Origin of the sequence: Bacillus sp. 3a (assembly GCF_017161885.1) — a bacterium.
Classification (GTDB): Bacteria; Bacillota; Bacilli; order Bacillales; family Bacillaceae; genus Bacillus; species Bacillus safensis.
Map to the genome: position 1 here is coordinate 2,591,755 of NZ_CP067376.1, position 18,271 is coordinate 2,610,025.

General features: G+C 40.7%; 23 protein-coding genes. All 23 read right to left on the minus strand.

From position 1 onward, the window contains the following. Positions 1-5: 5 nt before the first annotated feature. The 23 genes from fliP to xerC all read right to left on the minus strand — a co-directional run bounded on the left by fliP (position 6) and on the right by xerC (position 18,209). The gene (gene fliP / locus JJ692_RS13130; RefSeq protein WP_008354479.1) at positions 6-671 is read right to left on the minus strand and encodes a flagellar type III secretion system pore protein FliP; all 666 of its coding nucleotides are present in this window, start codon (positions 669-671) and stop codon (positions 6-8) included. Beyond that, positions 664-1,323: a flagella biosynthesis regulatory protein FliZ gene (fliZ, locus tag JJ692_RS13135; RefSeq protein ID WP_024424165.1), complete on the minus strand. Its 660-nt coding sequence runs from the start codon at positions 1,321-1,323 to the stop codon at positions 664-666. The genes fliP and fliZ overlap by 8 nt, the downstream gene beginning before the upstream one ends. A gap of 18 nt (positions 1,324-1,341) precedes the next feature. Then, positions 1,342-1,704, minus strand: coding sequence for a chemotaxis protein CheY (locus JJ692_RS13140; protein ID WP_007499584.1), 363 nt, complete (start codon positions 1,702-1,704; stop codon positions 1,342-1,344). Positions 1,705-1,731: 27 nt separating this feature from the next. Further along, complete coding sequence (gene fliY / locus JJ692_RS13145) at positions 1,732-2,853, minus strand: flagellar motor switch phosphatase FliY (protein WP_122631393.1); 1,122 nt, start codon at positions 2,851-2,853, stop codon at positions 1,732-1,734. Beyond that, entirely contained in the window at positions 2,843-3,841 is a 999-nt protein-coding gene (gene fliM, locus JJ692_RS13150) for a flagellar motor switch protein FliM (RefSeq protein ID WP_024424167.1), read from the minus strand. The genes fliY and fliM overlap by 11 nt, the downstream gene beginning before the upstream one ends. A gap of 32 nt (positions 3,842-3,873) precedes the next feature. Continuing rightward, positions 3,874-4,302 carry a flagellar basal body-associated protein FliL gene (fliL, locus tag JJ692_RS13155; RefSeq protein WP_024424168.1) on the minus strand — a complete coding sequence of 143 codons (429 nt, stop codon included), beginning with the start codon at positions 4,300-4,302 and terminating at the stop codon, positions 3,874-3,876. Further along, entirely contained in the window at positions 4,299-4,514 is a 216-nt protein-coding gene (swrD, locus tag JJ692_RS13160; protein ID WP_008344794.1) for a swarming motility protein SwrD, read from the minus strand. The genes fliL and swrD overlap by 4 nt, the downstream gene beginning before the upstream one ends. 37 nt (positions 4,515-4,551) lie before the next feature. After that, positions 4,552-5,346, minus strand: coding sequence for a flagellar basal body rod protein FlgG (gene flgG, locus JJ692_RS13165; protein WP_073205183.1), 795 nt, complete (start codon positions 5,344-5,346; stop codon positions 4,552-4,554). A 17-nt stretch (positions 5,347-5,363) separates the two neighbouring features. Then, complete coding sequence (gene flgD, locus JJ692_RS13170; RefSeq protein WP_024426978.1) at positions 5,364-5,810, minus strand: flagellar hook assembly protein FlgD; 447 nt, start codon at positions 5,808-5,810, stop codon at positions 5,364-5,366. Beyond that, positions 5,810-7,135 (minus strand): flagellar hook-length control protein FliK, encoded by a 1,326-nt coding sequence (locus JJ692_RS13175; RefSeq protein ID WP_206533870.1) that lies wholly within the window; start codon positions 7,133-7,135, stop codon positions 5,810-5,812. Before JJ692_RS13175 ends, flgD begins: the two co-directional genes overlap by 1 nt. Beyond that, entirely contained in the window at positions 7,136-7,837 is a 702-nt protein-coding gene (locus tag JJ692_RS13180; protein ID WP_025092579.1) for a MotE family protein, read from the minus strand. Positions 7,838-7,849: 12 nt separating this feature from the next. Next, entirely contained in the window at positions 7,850-8,293 is a 444-nt protein-coding gene (fliJ, locus tag JJ692_RS13185) for a flagellar export protein FliJ (protein ID WP_024424173.1), read from the minus strand. Between the two features lie 8 nt (positions 8,294-8,301). Next, positions 8,302-9,618: a flagellar protein export ATPase FliI gene (fliI, locus tag JJ692_RS13190; protein WP_024424174.1), complete on the minus strand. Its 1,317-nt coding sequence runs from the start codon at positions 9,616-9,618 to the stop codon at positions 8,302-8,304. Further along, positions 9,615-10,379, minus strand: coding sequence for a flagellar assembly protein FliH (fliH, locus tag JJ692_RS13195; RefSeq protein WP_122631395.1), 765 nt, complete (start codon positions 10,377-10,379; stop codon positions 9,615-9,617). Before fliH ends, fliI begins: the two co-directional genes overlap by 4 nt. After that, positions 10,372-11,388 carry a flagellar motor switch protein FliG gene (fliG, locus tag JJ692_RS13200; protein ID WP_024424176.1) on the minus strand — a complete coding sequence of 339 codons (1,017 nt, stop codon included), beginning with the start codon at positions 11,386-11,388 and terminating at the stop codon, positions 10,372-10,374. The genes fliH and fliG overlap by 8 nt, the downstream gene beginning before the upstream one ends. Before the next feature lie 11 nt (positions 11,389-11,399). Further along, positions 11,400-12,992, minus strand: coding sequence for a flagellar basal-body MS-ring/collar protein FliF (gene fliF / locus JJ692_RS13205; protein WP_073205172.1), 1,593 nt, complete (start codon positions 12,990-12,992; stop codon positions 11,400-11,402). 49 nt (positions 12,993-13,041) lie between these two features. Next, positions 13,042-13,359 carry a flagellar hook-basal body complex protein FliE gene (fliE, locus tag JJ692_RS13210; RefSeq protein ID WP_025092577.1) on the minus strand — a complete coding sequence of 106 codons (318 nt, stop codon included), beginning with the start codon at positions 13,357-13,359 and terminating at the stop codon, positions 13,042-13,044. Between the two features lie 11 nt (positions 13,360-13,370). Then, the gene (gene flgC / locus JJ692_RS13215; protein ID WP_024424179.1) at positions 13,371-13,823 is read right to left on the minus strand and encodes a flagellar basal body rod protein FlgC; all 453 of its coding nucleotides are present in this window, start codon (positions 13,821-13,823) and stop codon (positions 13,371-13,373) included. After that, positions 13,823-14,212, minus strand: a complete 390-nt coding sequence (flgB, locus tag JJ692_RS13220) for a flagellar basal body rod protein FlgB (RefSeq protein ID WP_012009952.1) — start codon at positions 14,210-14,212, stop codon at positions 13,823-13,825. The genes flgC and flgB overlap by 1 nt, the downstream gene beginning before the upstream one ends. Before the next feature lie 288 nt (positions 14,213-14,500). Then, on the minus strand, positions 14,501-15,280 hold the full coding sequence (gene codY / locus JJ692_RS13225; RefSeq protein ID WP_007499612.1) for a GTP-sensing pleiotropic transcriptional regulator CodY: 780 nt from the start codon (positions 15,278-15,280) through the stop codon (positions 14,501-14,503). Between the two features lie 34 nt (positions 15,281-15,314). Beyond that, positions 15,315-16,715 carry an ATP-dependent protease ATPase subunit HslU gene (gene hslU, locus JJ692_RS13230; protein ID WP_024424180.1) on the minus strand — a complete coding sequence of 467 codons (1,401 nt, stop codon included), beginning with the start codon at positions 16,713-16,715 and terminating at the stop codon, positions 15,315-15,317. A gap of 16 nt (positions 16,716-16,731) precedes the next feature. Then, on the minus strand, positions 16,732-17,277 hold the full coding sequence (gene hslV / locus JJ692_RS13235; RefSeq protein WP_024424181.1) for an ATP-dependent protease subunit HslV: 546 nt from the start codon (positions 17,275-17,277) through the stop codon (positions 16,732-16,734). Positions 17,278-17,291: 14 nt separating this feature from the next. After that, positions 17,292-18,209, minus strand: a complete 918-nt coding sequence (xerC, locus tag JJ692_RS13240) for a tyrosine recombinase XerC (RefSeq protein ID WP_024424182.1) — start codon at positions 18,207-18,209, stop codon at positions 17,292-17,294. Positions 18,210-18,271: the final 62 nt, after the last annotated feature.

An 18,271-nucleotide genomic window follows, 5' to 3' on the forward strand; every position in this document is an offset into this window, starting at 1 on the left:
CTACTCTAAAAGCTTTGCAGCAAAGATTTCACTATCAAATACCATCCATCGACTAGAACAAATAACAATATTTTGAAAGGGAGCGATATCATAACCGGCGGAAGCATCATCATCCCCATTGACATCAGAACACTTGCGACCACCATGTCAATAATTAAAAATGGAATAAAGATCATAAAACCAATTTGAAATGCCGTCTTTAATTCTGAAATGGCAAAAGCGGGAACCATCGCCGTTAATGGAATATCTTTAATCGATTCAGGTGTATCCATTTTTGCGTAGCTAAGAAATAAAGCCAAATCTTTCTGTCTTGTATGTTTACTCATAAACTCTTTAATAGGCACTTCGGCTTTTTCATACGCCTGATTTAACGTGATGTCATCATTTAAAAGCGGCGTCAGCGCCTCTTTATTAATCTGTGAGAACGTGGGTGCCATAATAAAAAATGTGAGAAACAAAGCAAGTCCAACAAGCACTTGGTTTGGCGGCATTGAGTTGGTTGCAAGCGATGTTCTGACGAATGAAAGAACAATCACAATCCGTGTAAAACACGTCATTAAAATGAGAATGCCCGGTGCAACCGAAAATACAGTTAAAAGTAATAGAAGACGGACAGATGTGCTGATATTTCCTGCACCGCTGGAATTAAATAAATCGATAAACTCATTCATTTTGTTTCGGGCCTTTCTTTCTGACTTCTGATTGGGTCTTTTTCAATTCGGCTAGCTGCGCCTTTAAATTGGCTGAAAAAGAAGAAGTGGTCGTCTGATCATGTTTCTTTATCTGCGATGTGAATTTTTGAACCATTTTTGGTAAATCGGTTTTGCTTTCCATCGCTTCTTCATATTGTTTCACGATTGCTTCACATTCTTGTTCATCATCAATCTCTTTTAGCAGCTGGATTGAGTCTGCTACGCCGACAACTAATACTCTTTTGCCCACTTTGATCAGCTGGACTGAACGGTTTTGTCCGACTGTCGTTCCGCCAATATTTTCAACATAGCGAAATGGTTTAAGTAAGCGGTTTTGCTTACCAACAAATCTCACTAATCCATAAATAAGCAGGATGACAAAAAGTAAGGCACCAATCATTTTGACAAAATCCATAATGGAGACAGAAGAAGAGGGAACTTCTTCTGCCGGATTCGTTTGATTGTCAGTGGTTTTCTTCTCTGTATCCTTTTTGCTTTCTTTCTCATCTTTGAGCCAGTCATTCACTGTGCCATTCTCAGGATCTTTCGTTTCGGCAAACAGTGAGGCAGGCTGCATCGTCAAGAAAAGCATAAAACTGATCATTGCTATACATATCAAACGTTTTTTCAACAAATCTTACACCCTTTTTTAGCCTAACGTTTTATTAATTGCTTCAAGTACGCGGTCTGCCTGGAATGGCTTCACGATAAAGTCTTTTGCACCTGCTTGGATCGCGTCAATAACCATTGACTGCTGTCCCATAGCAGAACACATGATGATTTTTGCAGAAGCATCGATTTGTTTAATTTCTTTTAGTGCAGTGATTCCATCCATTTCTGGCATGGTGATATCCATTGTGACAAGATCAGGAGATGTTTCTTTGTATTTTTCAACTGCTTGTGCGCCGTTTTCTGCTTCTCCTACTACATCAAATCCGTTTTTTACAAGAATATCCTTGATCATCATTCTCATGAATGCTGCATCATCTACGATTAATACCTTAGTAGCCATTTACTTATTCTCTCCCTATATGTTTGTTTATTTTAAATTAGAAAGTCTTTCTGACTGACTTAAAATATCAGTCACACGAACACCAAAGTTCTCATCAATGACAACGACTTCCCCTTTGGCGACGATTCGTTTGTTCACTAGAATGTCTACTGGCTCACCAGCAAGTTTGTCCAGTTCAATGATACTTCCAGCTGAAAGCTCAAGAACTTCTTTCACACTGCGCTGAGTTCTTCCAAGTTCCACCGTAATGGAAAGCGGAATGTCCATCAACATATCAAGGTTTCCAAGCTGGCTTGTTGTATGCTGAGGCTCACTGAACGATTCAAATTCAACCGGCGCCACATTTACAGGTGCTGCCGGCTTTGGCTTCGCCTGTCTTTTCGGCGGTGCTGCTTGCTGCGCTGGGGCAGACTGCGTTTGCGGAGCTACCGGCTGAGGTTCAGGTGCACTCATTTCTTCTTGAACCGGCTCTTCTTCTTGCGCAGGATCTGTTAATTCTGCAATTAAATCCTTCGCAAATGTAATAGGATAAAGCTGCATAATATTTGAATCGATGAGTTCACCTATTTTTAATCTGAAGGATACTTTGACAAGCATTTCTTCAGCTGGAATGCGGTCTGTCCCTTCTCCTTCTTTCACATCAAGTAATTCGACGCGCGGCGGAGAAATATCAATCTTTTTATTAAAGACAGTCGACATGGATGTCGCAGCAGAACCCATCATTTGGTTCATTGCTTCTTGTACTGCACTTAAGTGAATCTCACTTAAAGAAGGGTCAGCATTTGTCCCGTCTCCGCCCATCATTAAGTCCGCAATAACTGCTGCATCTGTTTGCTGGACGACAAGCAGGTTACTTGCGCTGAAACCTTCCGTATAATTCACTTCAATAGCGACATACGGATGAGGAAATTCCTCATTCAGCATACTTTTTTGAATTACTGTAACAGTTGGAGTTGTAATCTCCACTTTTTGATTTAATAGGGTTGAAAGTGCTGTTGCAGAGCTGCCAAATGAAATATTTCCGATTTCTCCAATGGCATCTTGCTCCATTGCAGAAAGGATTGTATCAGGCTCTATATCGTCATTGCTGCCTCCTTTAAGGAGCGCATCGATTTCGTCTTGTGATAATTTACTTCCGTTATTCTCCATCTTCTTCACCTCTTATGTCGTGATCTAGAATTTGAATCGCCTGTTTCCGATTCACGCGGCCGGCCTGTCCCAAGAATTTCGGTTTATTTCCGACCATAACAGTAAGAGGCGCATTTACTGGTTTGTCCAAGGCAATACAATCACCAATTTCCAAATTCAAAAACTCTTCCACTGTCATTTCCGATTGTCCCAGCTCTGCGACTACCGGTATTTTTGCCTTCATAATCCGTTTTTCAATGGCCTTTGTTTCTTGCTGTTTTGGTTCATTTCGTTCAGACTGCATCCAGTAGTGTACAGACAGCTTCGGAATAATAGGCTCTAATACAACGTGAGGAATACATAGGTTAATAACCCCGCTTACCTCGCCAATTTGTGTATTAAGCGAAATGACGACAACTGTTTCGTTTGGTGACACCATTTGAACAAACTGGGGATTTACCTCGAAATCTGCCATTTCAGGCTCGATGTCGGTTATGGACTGCCACGCTTCTCTGTAATTTTCCAAAGCTCCCTCAAACATGTTTGAGATAATCTTTGTTTCAATTTCTGTAAGTGATTCTGTCTTATTATGACTAATGCCAATCCCGCCCATCAGCCTGTCCATCATCGCATAGCCGATTGTTGGGTTTACTTCAAGCATGATTCTTCCTTCAAGCGGGCTGACATAAAATAAGTTTAATAATGTCATATTAGGAATCGAACGAATAAACTCTTCGTATGGTACTTGGTCAACCGAGCTGACAGTAATTTGAATATATGATCTTAGCTGCGCTGAAAAATGAGTGGTGAGCAGTCTAGCGAAGTTATCATGAATCCTTGTTAAACTTCGAATCTGGTCTTTTGAAAAGCGCAGTGCACGTTTAAAGTCATACACCTTCACTTTTTTCGTCGTTTCTTCTTTTTTCAGCTCTTCTGCATCCATTTCGCCTGTTGAGATGGCGGATAATAGTGCGTCGATCTCATTCTGGGAAAGCACTTCTCCTGACATTTCTTCACCTCCATCGTGTCAATTAATCGCCTCTATTGCAGATTAAAGGAGGTTATATATACTTCTTTCACCTTGCCATCTTGCAAATAGTTATTCACTTTGTTTTTGACTTGTGTTTTAAAATGTTCTCTGCCTTTTTTGCCATCAAGTTCATCTGCATTCGTATCTGATAAAATGTCGATTACAGCATCTTTTACTTGGAAACTTCTTTTTTCAAGCTCTGATTTTGCTTTTTCAGAGTCCGTTTCAATATTCAGGACAAGTTTGACAGCATTTCCTTCAGATTTTAAATTGGTGATAATCTCAGGAATTTCAACAGAAGCTTTTACAACTTCATCTGCTGTTGGCTCTTTTTCGGCTTTTGCTTCGTCTGACCCATTCAGCAGAAAAAAGATGCCTGCTCCAATTCCGACGATGGCAATAATCATGATTAGCATTACTACGACTAATTTCTTCTTCATTCAAACTCCTCTATTCCTTGATTCAATGAAATGACTTGGATTTTTCTGTAGAATGAAATGATTTTCTCTTGAAGCTGCTCTTCATCTTCTTTCACAACGAATTTCTTTCCATTGGCCAAAGTAATGGTCGTGTCTGGAAAGCTTTCGATTTGCTCGATATGGAGAGCGTTCAGCATAAATCCTTTGCCATTTAATCTTGTCACTTCAATCATATTAAGCAGAGAAGCGAGCATCCGCTCCCCCTACCTCCTATCGTTTCAGATTCACAAGCTCTTGCAGAATTTCATCAGATGTTGTGATCGTCTTTGCATTCGATTGGAATCCACGCTGCGCGATAATCATTTCGGTAAACTCGTCTGTTAAATCAACGTTTGACATTTCAAGTTTCCCTGTTTGAAGTTCACCTGTTCCTTGACTTCCAGGAGCGATGGCATTACTTGGCGCACCGGAACTGAGCGTTTGGCGGTATAGGTTATCCCCAATCTTATCTAATCCTCCTGCATTACTGAATGACACAAGTGATATTTGCCCAACAGTACGAGAAACGTTGTTCTCAACAACAGAAACGGTCCCATCCGGCCCAACACTGACACTTGACACATTGTCGCTTGGAATGTTGATTCTTTGCCCATCCATGCCAAGTAGATAGTTTCCATCAGGTGTTGCCAAATCCCCATTTGAATCAGGTTTGAAGTTCCCTGTTCTTGTAAATAGGATTTCACCTTGCTTTTGAATACGGAAAAATCCATCTCCATTAATATAGAAATCATATGGTTCGTCTGTATTTTGAGAAGAGCCTGGTTTCATGATTTTATCAATAGAAGATAAAGATGATCCTAAACCAACTTGTTTTGAGTTTATTGAACCAGAGTTGTTCGTCGGTCCACCTGAGCTTGAAATGGTTTGGCTGACCATATCTTTAAATGTGATACGGCTTTTTTTGTATCCGTGTGTATTGACGTTGGCTACGTTGTTGGCTACCACATCTAATTTTGTTTGGAAGTTTTTCATTCCGCTAATTCCTGAGTAAAGTGAGCGTAACATTTATTTTCCTCCTCGAATTACTTCGTTTTTTCTCCAACTGCTGTAACATCCCAAGGGCTGATTTTCGTTCCATCTTCTAAAACAAGTAAGTATTCATTGTCTATGTTTTTAACAGACTTCACAGTGCCCGATATCTCTTTATCATCCAATTTGCCCGATACTTCTTTACCAATCCAGCCTACATACGTCGTAAACGGATCTTGGTGTGCAACAAATGTAGACATGAGCTGATTCAGCTTGGTGATCGAATCGTTCATATTGGTTTGCTGTTCTAAAGATGAAAATGTCGCAAGCTGCGTGACAAACTCACGGTCATCAAGCGGATTTGTCGGATCTTGGTTTTGAAGCTGCGTGAGCAAAATTTTCAAGAATTGATCTTTGCCAAGCGTATCTGTTTTCTTTTCTGCTTTTGAAGAAGTGTCTGCTTGTGCGGCTGTTCTATTCGTAGCATCAACTGTTGCCATTAGATCTCCTCCTCTTCTTCATCTGACCCAACAAGAGCGTCCAGTACATCTTGAAATTCTGCTTCCTGTTCATCAGTCTGCTGGAAATTCTGTCCTTTTGGCTGCTGCTGCTTGTTTTCTTCACTAAACTGTCCAAATAACGGCTGCTCATTTGATTGAAGCGGTATATGGAAACGGTCCACTTGAACCGACATATTCGGAAGCGCCTGCTTGAGCTGCGGCAGATGATGCTCTAACAGCTCTTTCGCTGCTTGCGTCGAGGCTGTAATTTTACTAGCATACATACCGTTTTGCTTCGTTAGCTGAATGGTAATGAATCCAAGATTTTCTGGATTTAATCGAACGGTAAAGCGTCCGCTTGAATTGCCAAACGGCGTGAATTTCATTTGCTTCCACGTGTTTAGAATTTGCTGATCAACTGTTCCCGGCTTCTCATCAGTCGTTTGTGTCTGCTGAACAGGAGCCGCTGACTGCAGTTGGAAAAACTGCTTATGACCTGGCAAAAGTGTATGGGTCATTATTTTTTCAGAAGCTGGTGCAGCAGCGCTTTGTCCTTTAACGACTTCTTTTTTGATGAGCCACTCAAGAGATGCATTCCCTTTTACCGGAGAAGAGAGTGTAGATTCTTGTTTTGGAGAGTTTAGTTCTTTCAACTCTCCAAGTGAAATTTTCCACTCTTTGTCAGACCCTTTCGCATTCGCCATCATATGGTCGATTAACTGATTAAAGTGCTTTAGCTCACTTTGAGTCATCGAATTCAGCTTTGGCGTTGATCCCTGCGAGAAGAACTGCTCTTTTACTTGCTGAATGAGTTTTTCATCTACCCCGTTTTTCGAAAGAAAGTGGATAAAGTCTTGACCTTTTCCTTCAATATCCTGCACAAGTTTCGCATCAAAGCTGAGCGGCTGTTGATTGAGCAATTGATAGATGAAGAAGTGGACTTGTATGAGCTGTTCACTATGTTCAGAACCTGGCTTTTCCGCTTGATCACCGTAAATGGAAGATTCCATTTTTTGAAATAATTCTTCAAGTGATTTGAGATCAGATGATTCAAGCGTTTGACCTTGTAGTGTTTGAAGCGCACTTAGTAGGTCTGCGCTCATTCCTTCTTCAGGTGATTGCATCCATTTTTCAACAATTTGCATCGCATCATTGATAGAAAGAGAGGCTGCAGCGGCTGTCTCAGCATGAACAGGACCGCTTTGAGCGCCTGCTCCGCTAAGCAATTGTTTAAACAAACCTCGTGCAGATGCGGCGCCGTCTCCTTTTAGCCCTGAAAGACCTTGAGAAGATTGCTGTAAGGCTCCAATATCCAATAGCTTCACTTATTGTCCACCCCCATTTTCACTTTCTTCTTTTTTGGCAAGCTCTTTTGTAAACGTTGCTGCCTTCTGAGGTGTCAGTTTTGCTAATATGTCTGTCAGTTTATTTTTGCTCAACTCTTCAAGAATTTTTAACGCCTCTTTATCACTTAATTCTGATAAAATTTTGGCGGATTTTCCTGGGTCCATGCTTTCATAAATGCTGGCGACCTTTCCTTTTGTCTGCTGATTAGAGGATGCCGCTGCATCAGAGGACGTCCCTGCCGAGTTATTATCTGACGTGTTATTTGATGAGCTGTTATTCGATGAACTGTCATTGGCTGACGTATTCTTTGCATCATTTTCAGATGTTTTTTCAAGTGAGTTGATTTTTTGATTCAGTCTTTTAATCTCTTCATCACTTGTTTTCAAATCTTTTTGTGCAATTTCGAGTTCATTTTTTTGCTCTTTAATGGTCTTTTTCAGTTCTTTCAACTCTGCATCGCTTTGATCATTAGGTGAAGATGACGTTTTTGAGGTGTCATCTGAACCAACTAAGCTGCTAATCACCGGAATGTTTTGGAGCGGTTTTTTTAGATCAAAACCTGCCATATAAAGGATCGTGCCAGTGACAATCACAAGCACAATCAATGGGATGATGACAATAAACAAGATCCATTGAAATTTCCCGCCGCCTGATTCCTTCGTTTTTTCCTTCTTAGGCATTCATCTCGACTCCTAATGTCCTTGAAACATGAATTGGCTGATAGAGATATCATCCATTTCTTTCATTTCAATTGCCTTATGTTCAAGGGAGAACTTTTCAAATTGCTTTTCTTTCATTTTTTCAAACTTTTTAAACTCAATGTTTTTTTCAGTTAAATCAGATTGTTTTTCATTCATTTGATGGCGTTTCATGATCACAAGCTGCTGATAATGCTGGATGGTGTTATCTAAGTTGGTCACAAATTGCTGGTAATGACGCATTTCTTGAACACTCATTCCACTTCTCAGCTTTTCTTCTTTGCTTTTTTCCATTAGCTCTTTTTTACTCATATTTTCATAGAGTTTTTCAGCAACTTGCTCAAATGCCGAAACGGATTGTTGGTATGCTGCGAGTGACTTGTCTTTTTCACTTTCTTTCAGTTCTAAGAGCTTTTGAAATTTGTATTGATATCTCACTGTTTTTGTCAATCCTCTCTATTCATCAAACTGAGCAATAAACTCACACTGTCTTCAATAGATACAGCCTCTTCTACATCCTGCTTCAAAAAAGAAATCAGGTGAGGGTAAGCCTGCATGGCCTCATCAATATCTTTGGAGGAGCCTTTTTTATATGCTCCAATATTAATGAGGTCTTCAGCGTTTTGATAAGTGGATAAAAGCTGGCGGAACCGGTTAGCCGCTTCCTTGTGATCATGACTTGCGATATTGCTCATGACACGGCTGATACTTTTCAAAATATTAACAGCGGGAAATTGTCCTTTGTTGGCTAAAGCACGATCAAGTACAATGTGACCATCCAGGATCCCCCTCACTGTATCAGCGATGGGCTCGTTCATATCGTCCCCATCAACAAGCACTGTGTAAAACGCTGTGATCGAACCAAGCTGATTTGTCCCAGTTCGTTCGAGCAATTTTGGCAGTATAGCGAACACTGAAGGTGTATATCCTTTTGTTGTTGGCGGCTCGCCAGTTGCGAGTCCTATTTCCCTTTGCGCCATGGCGACCCTTGTAACAGAATCCATCATGAACATGACATTTTTGCCTCTGTCCCTGAAATACTCCGCAATAGCTGTTGCTGTATACGCAGCTTTCAGTCTCGTCAGTGCAGGCTGGTCAGAAGTTGCAACGACAACAATGGATCGCTTCAGTCCTTCAGCACCTAAATCCTTTTCAATAAACTCACGAACTTCACGGCCACGCTCTCCAACAAGAGCAATGACATTCAGGTCTGCTTCTGTCTGCTTTGCAATCATCCCCATTAAGGTACTTTTTCCAACACCGCTTCCGGCAAAAATCCCGATCCTTTGACCAGTGCCAACTGTGAGCAGACTGTCAATGACTCTAACACCGACACCCATCTTTTCTCGAATAGGTGGCCTGTCCATTGGATTTGGGGGTGACTGATCTGTCGAAACAGGTGCAAGTCCTTTTGGAAGCATACTGCCATCAAGCGGATCACCGAAGGCATCAACGACTTCACCAATTAATCCAGTCCCAACTTTGACCTTCAGCGACTCACCCGTCGCTTCAACAAGACTTCCTGGTGAAATATTGGATGCTTCTACATAAGGCATGAGCAGAATGTTTTCATCTCTAAACCCTACGACCTCTGCTTTTATCGGATGGTGCTTGCTCCCTTTTTTATGAATGAGACATACATCACCGATCGAACTCTCCGGTCCCTTAGATTCAATCATCAGCCCAACCACTCGATTGACTTTACCAAATCGTTTATAAGGATCAGCGGTTTCAATCGTTTCTTTTAGCACATCCATTTTCATTTGTGATCACCTGAATCAATGACTTCTAATAATTTTTCTTTCAACTGATTCATTTGGGTATCAACACTCGCTTCCACTTTTCCAAAACTTGTTTCTACGTAACAAGTTCCTTTTGGCGCTTTTTCATCCGAGTAAATGGCAAGGTGTGTATCCTTTTGAAGGATTCTAATCAATTCGTCTTTATATTCCATCACATGCTCGTAATGTTCAGGGTCAACATAGATGGAAATATCATCATATTCTTTCACTTCTGAAATGACCTGCTTCACAAGAGCCAAAAATGGATCTTTCGTGTCCTCAGCTGCATTCCAAACGCGTTTGGCGAGTTCAAAAGCGAGTTCCACAATTTGCTCAACAGAGCTTTCAATTTTTTCTTCGTAGTCCTGCCTTGCAAGACGAACGATGTCATTTGCTTGATCAAGAATAGCTTGGTACTGCAAATTCGCATCTGCTTCGCCCTTTTGGAAGCCGTCTTGATAACCTGCTTGTTTCGCTTCTTCAATGAGCTGCATTCTTTCTTCTTCAAAATCAGTTCTGCGCTGATTGATTTCAGCCATTGTTTTTTCCAGCTCACTGTTTGCTTGTTCTAATATGCGGCTCGCTTGATCTTCTGCATCACTGAGTACAAGCTGCGATGCTTCGGTTTCATTGACAAGCTCTTCTTCGTGATGTTCTCTTTTAAAGTTTACTTGCTGTAAAGGAATCGTTTGCCGTCCTTGTTCAGGAATAACAGATGTTTCATGTTTGATAATCCTAGACAATGATATCGTCTCCTCCGCCTCGAGCTATGACGATTTCTCCAGCTTCCTCAAGTCGTCTTACGATGCTGACAATACGGGTTTGTGCTTCCTCGACATCTCTAAGCCGGACAGGCCCCATAAACTCCATTTCTTCTTTGAATGTTTCGACCATCCGCTGTGACATGTTGCGGAAGACAATTTCTTTGACCTCTTCGCTTGCCACTTTGAGTGCGAGCAATAAGTCATCATTTTCAACATCTCTGATGACGCGCTGAATCGCTCTGCTGTCAAGAGTGACAATATCTTCAAAGACAAACATACGTTTCTTAATTTCATCCGCAAGCTCTGGATCTTGAATTTCAAGTGTGTCTAAAATGGTCTTCTCAGTAGCACGGTCTACACCATTTAGCACTTCTACAACCGCTTCGACTCCGCCCGTTTGCGTATAGTCCTGCGTAAAGGTTGAAGAAAGCTTTTGTTCAAGAATACGTTCCACCTCATTGATGATCTCTGGAGATGTGCGGTCCATTAAGGCAATACGTCTCGCAACCTCAGTTTGTACTTCCTCGCCTAACTCAGATAAAATTTGCCCAGCCTGCACTGGATCCAGGTAGGAAAGGATAAGTGCAATCGTTTGTGGATGCTCATGCTGGATAAAGTTTAAAATTTGTTCTGGCTCAGCCTTTCGAGCAAAATCAAATGGTTTCACTTGAAGAGAGGATGTCAGCCTGTTTAAGATGCTGTCCGCTTTATCCTCACCAAGCGCTTTTTCAAGCACTTGTCTTGCGTACATAAGACCGCCCTGCGATATGTAGTCCTGCGCGATGGCAATGCTGTGAAACTCTTCGATGACTTCATCTTTTTTAGCAGTATCTACACTTCGTACATTGGAAATTTCTAATGTTAATTTTTCTATTTCGTCTTCAGACAGATGTTTGTATACAGATGCTGACACGTCTAGCCCTAAGGAAATCATTAGGATTGCTGCTTTTTGTCTGCCTGTTAGTCGATTTGGATCTTTTCTCGACATGTGTATTCCTCCTAATCCTCGGACAGCCAGCTGCGTAGCAATTTAGCAAAGTCTTCTGGTTTTTCTTTTGCCATTTTTTCAAGCTGATTTTTTCTCACCATTTCTTCTGTTTCTGGTTCAGTGTCGATATCAGGAACATCGATTGGTGTACGTTCATCAAACTCAAACTCTTCTTCCTCATCTTTTCTACGCTTGCGTACAAGAAGAATGATAAGAGCGATAATTGCAAGTAGGAGCACACCGCCTACAATATAAACCCAGATTGGAATATTGTTTGAAGGGTTATCTGCCGCAGTTTGCTGTTTACCGTCTAATTTTGATACAGATAAAACGATTTTGTTATCTAAGTCTGCTTGAGTGAGCGCTTGACCATTTGTGTATTCTTTATCAATCGATGTGCTAATGATCGTTGAAAGAATCTTTTTGATATCATCTTGTCTTTCTGCTGTTAAAGAGTTTGCATCGTTTGCAGTTGGTGGTTCGACCAATGCTTGAATGCCAACATCTCTAATTTTATAAGGACTTTCTTTGATATCTTTATGAATGCGGTTGACTTCATAATTGATACGATCTTCGCTCTTTTCGTAATCTCCGCTTCCATTCGCTCCATCGGCACCTTGATAATTTGTGACATCATCGTCACCTGTTCCAGCAGTGCCTCCAGCTGCTGCGCCATTACCTGAATAAGTTTCAGCAATCTTTTCAGCGCTGACAGCAATCCCCTGCATGTTTTCTTTATCAACAGGTTCTACAAGGTCTTCTTTTCTTTTTTCTTCAGTAAAATCAATGTCTGTTGTGACCGATACAGCCACTTTATCTTGACCCATCATTGTTCCGAGCAGCTGCTGAATTTTTCTTTGAAGATTCTTTTCAATTTCCTCTTTTTTCTGCTGCTGTGCATCCATTCCACTTGCATAGGAATCGGAGCTGGTGTTTAAGTCGTAGTAGTTGGAATCTTGGTCCATAATGACAATGTTTTCTGTTTTTAAATTCGGCACACTTTTTGAAATAAGATGATAAAGGCCTTTTACTTGCTGCGGTGTGAGCGTGTAGCCTGGCTCAACTTGCAGCACAATGGATGCTGATGCATTACTTTGCTCTTCTCCAACAAAAACGGAATCTTTTGGCAGGTTAATCATCACTTTTGAATCTTTAATCCCATCAATCGTGTTGATCAGATTGGATAGTTCTGTCTGAGTTGCGTCTACTTTCAGAACATCAAATTCATTATCTGTTAAACCGAAGCCTGAATTGTTTGCAAAGAAGGAATAATCAATGTTGCCTGTCTTAGGGAGCCCTTCAGATGCAAGTGTTACTTTTAAAGAATCTGCTTGCTTTTCTGGAACGAGAATCGTTGTTCCATTGTTTGCAAGTTCCGATTTAACGTTTTTGCCATCTAGTTCCTGTTTGATTTGTCCAGCTTCTGCCTCAGACAAGTCTCTAAAGAGCGGAACCATTTTTTCAGAAGAAGCAAAGATGCTAACAACCGTAATAATGATTGCTAGGGCAGCAACGCCGCCAATCATGAGTATTTTTTGTAATTTTGATCGATTTCGCCAAAACTCAACTGTTTTTGTTCTTAATTGCATTAAAGTACGATTCATCTTAACCCCCGGTCATTCCATTCAGTCTTTTTTTGTCCACCAGCACCTCCTACATCTGCATTCTCATAATCTCTTGGTACGCTTCGACTGCTTTATTACGAAACTCTGTTGCAGCTGTGAGTGTAACACTCGCTTTTTGCGCGGCAATCATGACTTCATCGAGATTGACATCTTTTCCTTGTGCAAGCGCATTTGTATACTGGTCTGATTTCAGCTGTGATTGATTTAATGCCTCAATGGAATTCTTCAGCACATCAGAGAAATTCGTTTGACTTTTAGGTGCAGCCGCCTGAACGGGCGTTGCATTCGTCAATTCACTTGCTTGCTGAGCAGTTTGAAGCTGGAAAGGAGATATTGCATTAACCAATTATTTTCACCTTACTTTCCTATTTCTAAAGCTTTCATCAGCATGCTTTTATTCGCATTTAGAGCAGTCACGTTTGCTTCATATGATCTTGAGCTGCTGATGAGGTCGACCATTTCTTTTAATGGATCGACATTTGGTGTTTGAACATATCCATTTTCATTGGCATCGGGATTTGTAGGATCATATTGAAGGTTGAATGGAGTTTCGTCTTCAGTAATCTTTGTTACTTTGACGCCGTTTCCTAATTTGCCGCTTGAATTCATACTTGAGTTCAATATAGATGAAAACGATTCACCTGACGGCTGTAATGTGACAAGCTTACGTCTATAAGGCTCCCAGTTGCCATCAACCTGTTTAGCTCTTGTTGTATCCATATTTGCAAGGTTTGAGGATACAACGTCCATTCTGAGCCTCTGTGCCGTTAATGCTGAGGCCGAAGCGTTCACTCCTGAAAAAATCGACATCACTTACCTCCTGTCAAAACTGTTTTAAGAGAATTGAATTTCCCGCTCATTCTTTCCACCAGCGCATTATACTGAATTTGGTTTTTAGCGAGTTCACTCATCTCTTGATCAATATCGACATTATTTCCGTTTTCTTGATAAGAAGTACGGTTGCTCGAAACAACTGAATAATTGGACCCTGTTTTTGAAAAATCAATGTGACCTTGGTATGTTTTTTTGGCATCTAATTTGATTGACGCATCATTTAGCATGTCATGGAATGCGACGTTTTTCGACTTGTAGTTCGGTGTGTCTATATTTGCGATATTATTGCTTATGACTTTTTGCTTAACATTCGCTCTGCCCAAGGCATTCTCAAGGTTGCTTATCGTTCCAGAAAATATATCCAAAACCATATACCTCCAATCATATGTATTTCATTCCATTTAATCATGTCGAGATTTGTAAAACCATATGTTCATTGTAAGAAATAATAGGATTAAAGTCTATGATGTATATGTAAAAAAAACTCGTAATATATATCTATTTTACGAATAGGTATAAAGACCTAGATTCAAAGCACTACAGATTTGTAAGGGGTTTCTTGGAAAAAAGAGTGACATTTTTCGGACAAATCCTCATTTTTTCACATAAAAAAACCCTTTTCAGCATTTATTTCGGCCAAAAAGGGTTTTTGATTAATGAGATTTTAAATTTTCGAGTTCAATTAAAAATTTGTTGTTTAACACTTTGATGTACGTTCCCTTCATTCCAAGAGAACGAGATTCAATCACGCCTGCACTTTCTAACTTACGTAAGGCGTTTACGATCACTGAGCGCGTGATCCCTACACGGTCTGCAATTTTACTTGCAACGAGAAGACCTTCGTTTCCATCCAGCTCTTCAAAAATGTGCTCAATCGCTTCAAGCTCACTGTAGGAAAGAGAGCTAATCGCCATTTGAACAACCGCTTTACTTCTTGCTTCTTCTTCGATTTCCTCTGCTTTCTCGCGAAGAATCTCCATTCCAACAACTGTTGCCCCGTATTCAGCAAGAATTAAATCATCATCTGTGAATGTATCTTGTAAGCGGGACAGGATTAACGTACCTAAACGATCTCCTCCGCCGATAATTGGAACAATTGTTGTTAAACCTGATTGGAATAAGTCCCGGTTTTCAATCGGGAAAGCTGTATATTCACTGTTAATATCAAGGTTTGAAGACGTTTCAGGGACATTGAATAGACTCTTTGTATATTCTTCAGGGAACTGACGATCTTCAAGCATTTTTTTCATACGTGCATTTTCGATCTGTTGATTAATGGAGTAGCCAAGAAGCTTTCCCCTTCTGCTTAATACGAAAATGTTTGAATCAATGACATCTCTCAGTGTTTCTGCCATTTCTTTGAAATTAACTGGTTTCCCCGCTGCATCTTGCAGCATTGAGTTAATAATCCTTGTTTTTTGTAGTAACGCCATAATAATGATCCTCCTAGATTACTTTATTCATTTGTTAAAGTATAAATTGACTTAAATCTTTGTTATTTGCAATCTTTCCTAGCTTCTCTTCGACATACTGAGGTGTAATGGTCACTGTCTCCATCGTAATATCAGGCGCCTCAAATGAAAGCTCTTCAAGCAGCTTCTCAAGTATGGTATGAAGCCTTCTTGCACCGATGTTATCTGTCTCCTGATTGACATGATAAGCCACTTCGGCAATCTTATGAATAGCATCGTCAGAAAATTCAAGAGATATACCTTCTGTTTCAAGTAAAGCTTTATATTGCTTTAATAATGCATTATCTGGTTCCGTTAAGATTTTCACAAAGTCTTCTATACTTAATTTATCTAATTCTACACGGATTGGGAAGCGTCCCTGAAGCTCTGGAATCAAATCTGATGGCTTTGCCATATGAAATGCACCTGCTGCAACAAACAGCACATGATCAGTTTTAACGGCACCATATTTCGTCATCACAGTTGAACCTTCTACAATCGGTAAAATATCACGCTGAACCCCTTCACGAGAAACATCTGCAGATGATGCACCACCGCTTTTGGCGATTTTGTCGATTTCATCGATAAAAATAATTCCTTGCTGCTCTGCTTTGTAGACCGCTTCCTGACTGACTTCATCCATATCAATCAGTTTTGAAGCTTCCTCAGCCGTTAACGCCTTTCTTGCTTCTCTGACAGTCAGCTTTCTGCGTTTTTTCTTTTTAGGCATGAGATTGCCGAGCGCATCCTGCATGTTCATACCCATTTGCTCCATACCCGAGCCTTGAAGCATATCAAACATGGAAGGCTGCTGTTCTTCTACTTCAATCGTAACGTAATGATCTTCAAGTTCTCCCATCGCCAGCTGATGAGCGATTCGCTTTCTTGTCGATTCGAGTTCCACTTCTTCATTTGAATGATCTCGATCACGGTCATCTTCATCAGAACCGCCAAACAGCATCTCAAACGGATTTTTCACAGACTGGCTTTTTTTCTTGCCAGGAACAAGTAAATGAACAAGACGTTTATTTGCTTGTTTTTCTGCTTCCTCTTGAACATCTTTCATCTTTTCTTCTTTGACGAGTCTAATCGCTGTTTCAACTAAATCTCTCACCATGGACTCTACGTCACGGCCGACATAACCCACTTCAGTAAATTTCGTCGCTTCCACTTTAATAAAAGGCGCACCAGAAATTCGAGCAATTCTGCGGGCAATTTCTGTTTTCCCCACACCTGTTGGACCGATCATTAAAATGTTTTTAGGAACGACTTCATCCTTTAGCTTATCATGCAAAAGACTTCTTCTGTAACGGTTTCTTAAAGCCACCGCCACTGCTTTTTTCGCATCAAGCTGACCAATGATGTATTGATCAAGCTTTTCAACTATCTCTCTTGGGGTGAACGGCTTTTTCTCCATACGTCTCATGTCCTTTCTATTCAAGCTCTTCTAAAGTGATTTGATCGTTCGTGTAGACACAGATTTCTCCGGCCGTTTCAAGAGCGGCCTTTGCAATTTCTCTCGCTGAGAGATGATCACCTGCATGGGTTTTGAGTGCTCTCCCGGCGCTAAGCGCATAGTTGCCGCCTGAGCCAATGGCCAAAATCCCATCATCTGGTTCGATGACCTCTCCTGTTCCAGAGACAAGCAGGATGCTTTCTTTGTTCATGACGATGAGCATGGCCTCAAGCTGCCTTAGCATCTTGTCACTTCGCCATTCCTTCGCTAGTTCTACGGCTGCCCGCTTTAAATTACCACCATATTCTTCAAGCTTTGTTTCAAACTTTTCAAAGAGTGTAAAAGCATCGGCTACTGAACCTGCAAAACCTGCAAGCACCTTGCCTCCGAAAAGACGGCGCACTTTTTTTGCTGTGTGTTTCATCACGACAGCCTGCCCGAAAGTGACTTGACCGTCGCCAGCCATTGCACTTTTTCCTTTATGCTGAACGGCAAAGATGGTTGTTGCATGAAATGATGACATGAAAAAACCTCCTTTTAGGATCGTTTAAAAGCCCTTGGGTGATGAGACATGTACGTGTTTCTTAAAGAATCTTTTGATACATGCGTGTACACCTGTGTAGATGATAAATTTGAATGACCGAGAAGTTCTTGAACACTTCTCAAATCCGCCCCCTCGTTTAAGAGATGCGTGGCAAAGGTGTGCCTTAACATGTGAGGATGGATATGTAATGTACCTGACGCCTTTTTCATTAATTCAGTGAGAATGAATCGTACACCTCGGTCTGTAAGAGGCGTCCCGCGCTGATTCAAAAACACATGAGTATCAGCACGGTCTTTCCCTTTAGATTTCAGCTTCTGCCTTCCATCCTCTAAATAAGTAATGAGCGCTTCATGAGCATATGACCCGAAAGGAACATACCGTTGCTTGCTGCCTTTCCCATGAACAAGCACTGTATCCATCGATAAATCAAGATCAGATTCTTTTAATGAACATAACTCACTGACCCTCATACCTGTTGCATAAAGAAGTTCTAAAATGGCTTGATTTCTTTGCCCAAGCGGTGTGCTGACATCAGAAACTGTAAAAAGCTCTTTTAGTTCCTCTTCATACAAAAATGAAGGAATCCGCTTATCCTGCTTTGGTAAGCTAACGAGTAAAAAAGGATTTTCTTTCACAAGCTGTTCTCTTAATAAAAATTTATAAAAGCTGCGAAGCGCAGAGACTTTCTTACTAATCGTTCTTCTTGTCAGGCCTTTTTCATAAGCTTCTGTTAAATAAATTCTCGTATCTTGATAGGATACCTCTTCAAAACCGTCTATTCCTTGAATGTTCATAAATCTGACAAACTCTTCAATGGCTTCTGTATATCCTGAGATCGTTAAAGCTGAATAGTTTTTTTCAATTTGCAGATATTCAATGAATAAGTGGACAAGACGCTGTTTATTCGTCATTTTTACACCTCTTTAAGGCTTTTAAATGGTATCACATATCTTGCTTTCCGTGCAATGTTTTA

What these genes read in the sequence shown, in the direction of transcription:
- fliY (WP_122631393.1), bottom strand. Translation starts at nt 2,853, where the DNA reads ATGGAGAATAACGGAAGTAAATTATCACAAGACGAAATCGATGCGCTC.
- codY (WP_007499612.1), bottom strand. Translation starts at nt 15,280, where the DNA reads ATGGCGTTACTACAAAAAACAAGGATTATTAACTCAATGCTGCAAGAT.
- fliI (WP_024424174.1), bottom strand. Translation starts at nt 9,618, where the DNA reads ATGAAAATGGATGTGCTAAAAGAAACGATTGAAACCGCTGATCCTTAT.
- xerC (WP_024424182.1), bottom strand. Translation starts at nt 18,209, where the DNA reads ATGACGAATAAACAGCGTCTTGTCCACTTATTCATTGAATATCTGCAA.
- fliP (WP_008354479.1), bottom strand. Translation starts at nt 671, where the DNA reads ATGAATGAGTTTATCGATTTATTTAATTCCAGCGGTGCAGGAAATATC.
- JJ692_RS13180 (WP_025092579.1), bottom strand. Translation starts at nt 7,837, where the DNA reads ATGCCTAAGAAGGAAAAAACGAAGGAATCAGGCGGCGGGAAATTTCAA.
- fliL (WP_024424168.1), bottom strand. Translation starts at nt 4,302, where the DNA reads ATGAAGAAGAAATTAGTCGTAGTAATGCTAATCATGATTATTGCCATC.
- flgG (WP_073205183.1), bottom strand. Translation starts at nt 5,346, where the DNA reads ATGTTACGCTCACTTTACTCAGGAATTAGCGGAATGAAAAACTTCCAA.
- fliF (WP_073205172.1), bottom strand. Translation starts at nt 12,992, where the DNA reads ATGAATCGTACTTTAATGCAATTAAGAACAAAAACAGTTGAGTTTTGG.
- fliG (WP_024424176.1), bottom strand. Translation starts at nt 11,388, where the DNA reads ATGTCGAGAAAAGATCCAAATCGACTAACAGGCAGACAAAAAGCAGCA.
- swrD (WP_008344794.1), bottom strand. Translation starts at nt 4,514, where the DNA reads ATGATTGAAGTGACAAGATTAAATGGCAAAGGATTTATGCTGAACGCT.
- JJ692_RS13140 (WP_007499584.1), bottom strand. Translation starts at nt 1,704, where the DNA reads ATGGCTACTAAGGTATTAATCGTAGATGATGCAGCATTCATGAGAATG.
- flgD (WP_024426978.1), bottom strand. Translation starts at nt 5,810, where the DNA reads ATGGCAACAGTTGATGCTACGAATAGAACAGCCGCACAAGCAGACACT.
- fliM (WP_024424167.1), bottom strand. Translation starts at nt 3,841, where the DNA reads ATGTCAGGAGAAGTGCTTTCCCAGAATGAGATCGACGCACTATTATCC.
- flgC (WP_024424179.1), bottom strand. Translation starts at nt 13,823, where the DNA reads ATGTCGATTTTTTCAGGAGTGAACGCTTCGGCCTCAGCATTAACGGCA.
- hslU (WP_024424180.1), bottom strand. Translation starts at nt 16,715, where the DNA reads ATGGAGAAAAAGCCGTTCACCCCAAGAGAGATAGTTGAAAAGCTTGAT.
- hslV (WP_024424181.1), bottom strand. Translation starts at nt 17,277, where the DNA reads ATGTCATCATTTCATGCAACAACCATCTTTGCCGTTCAGCATAAAGGA.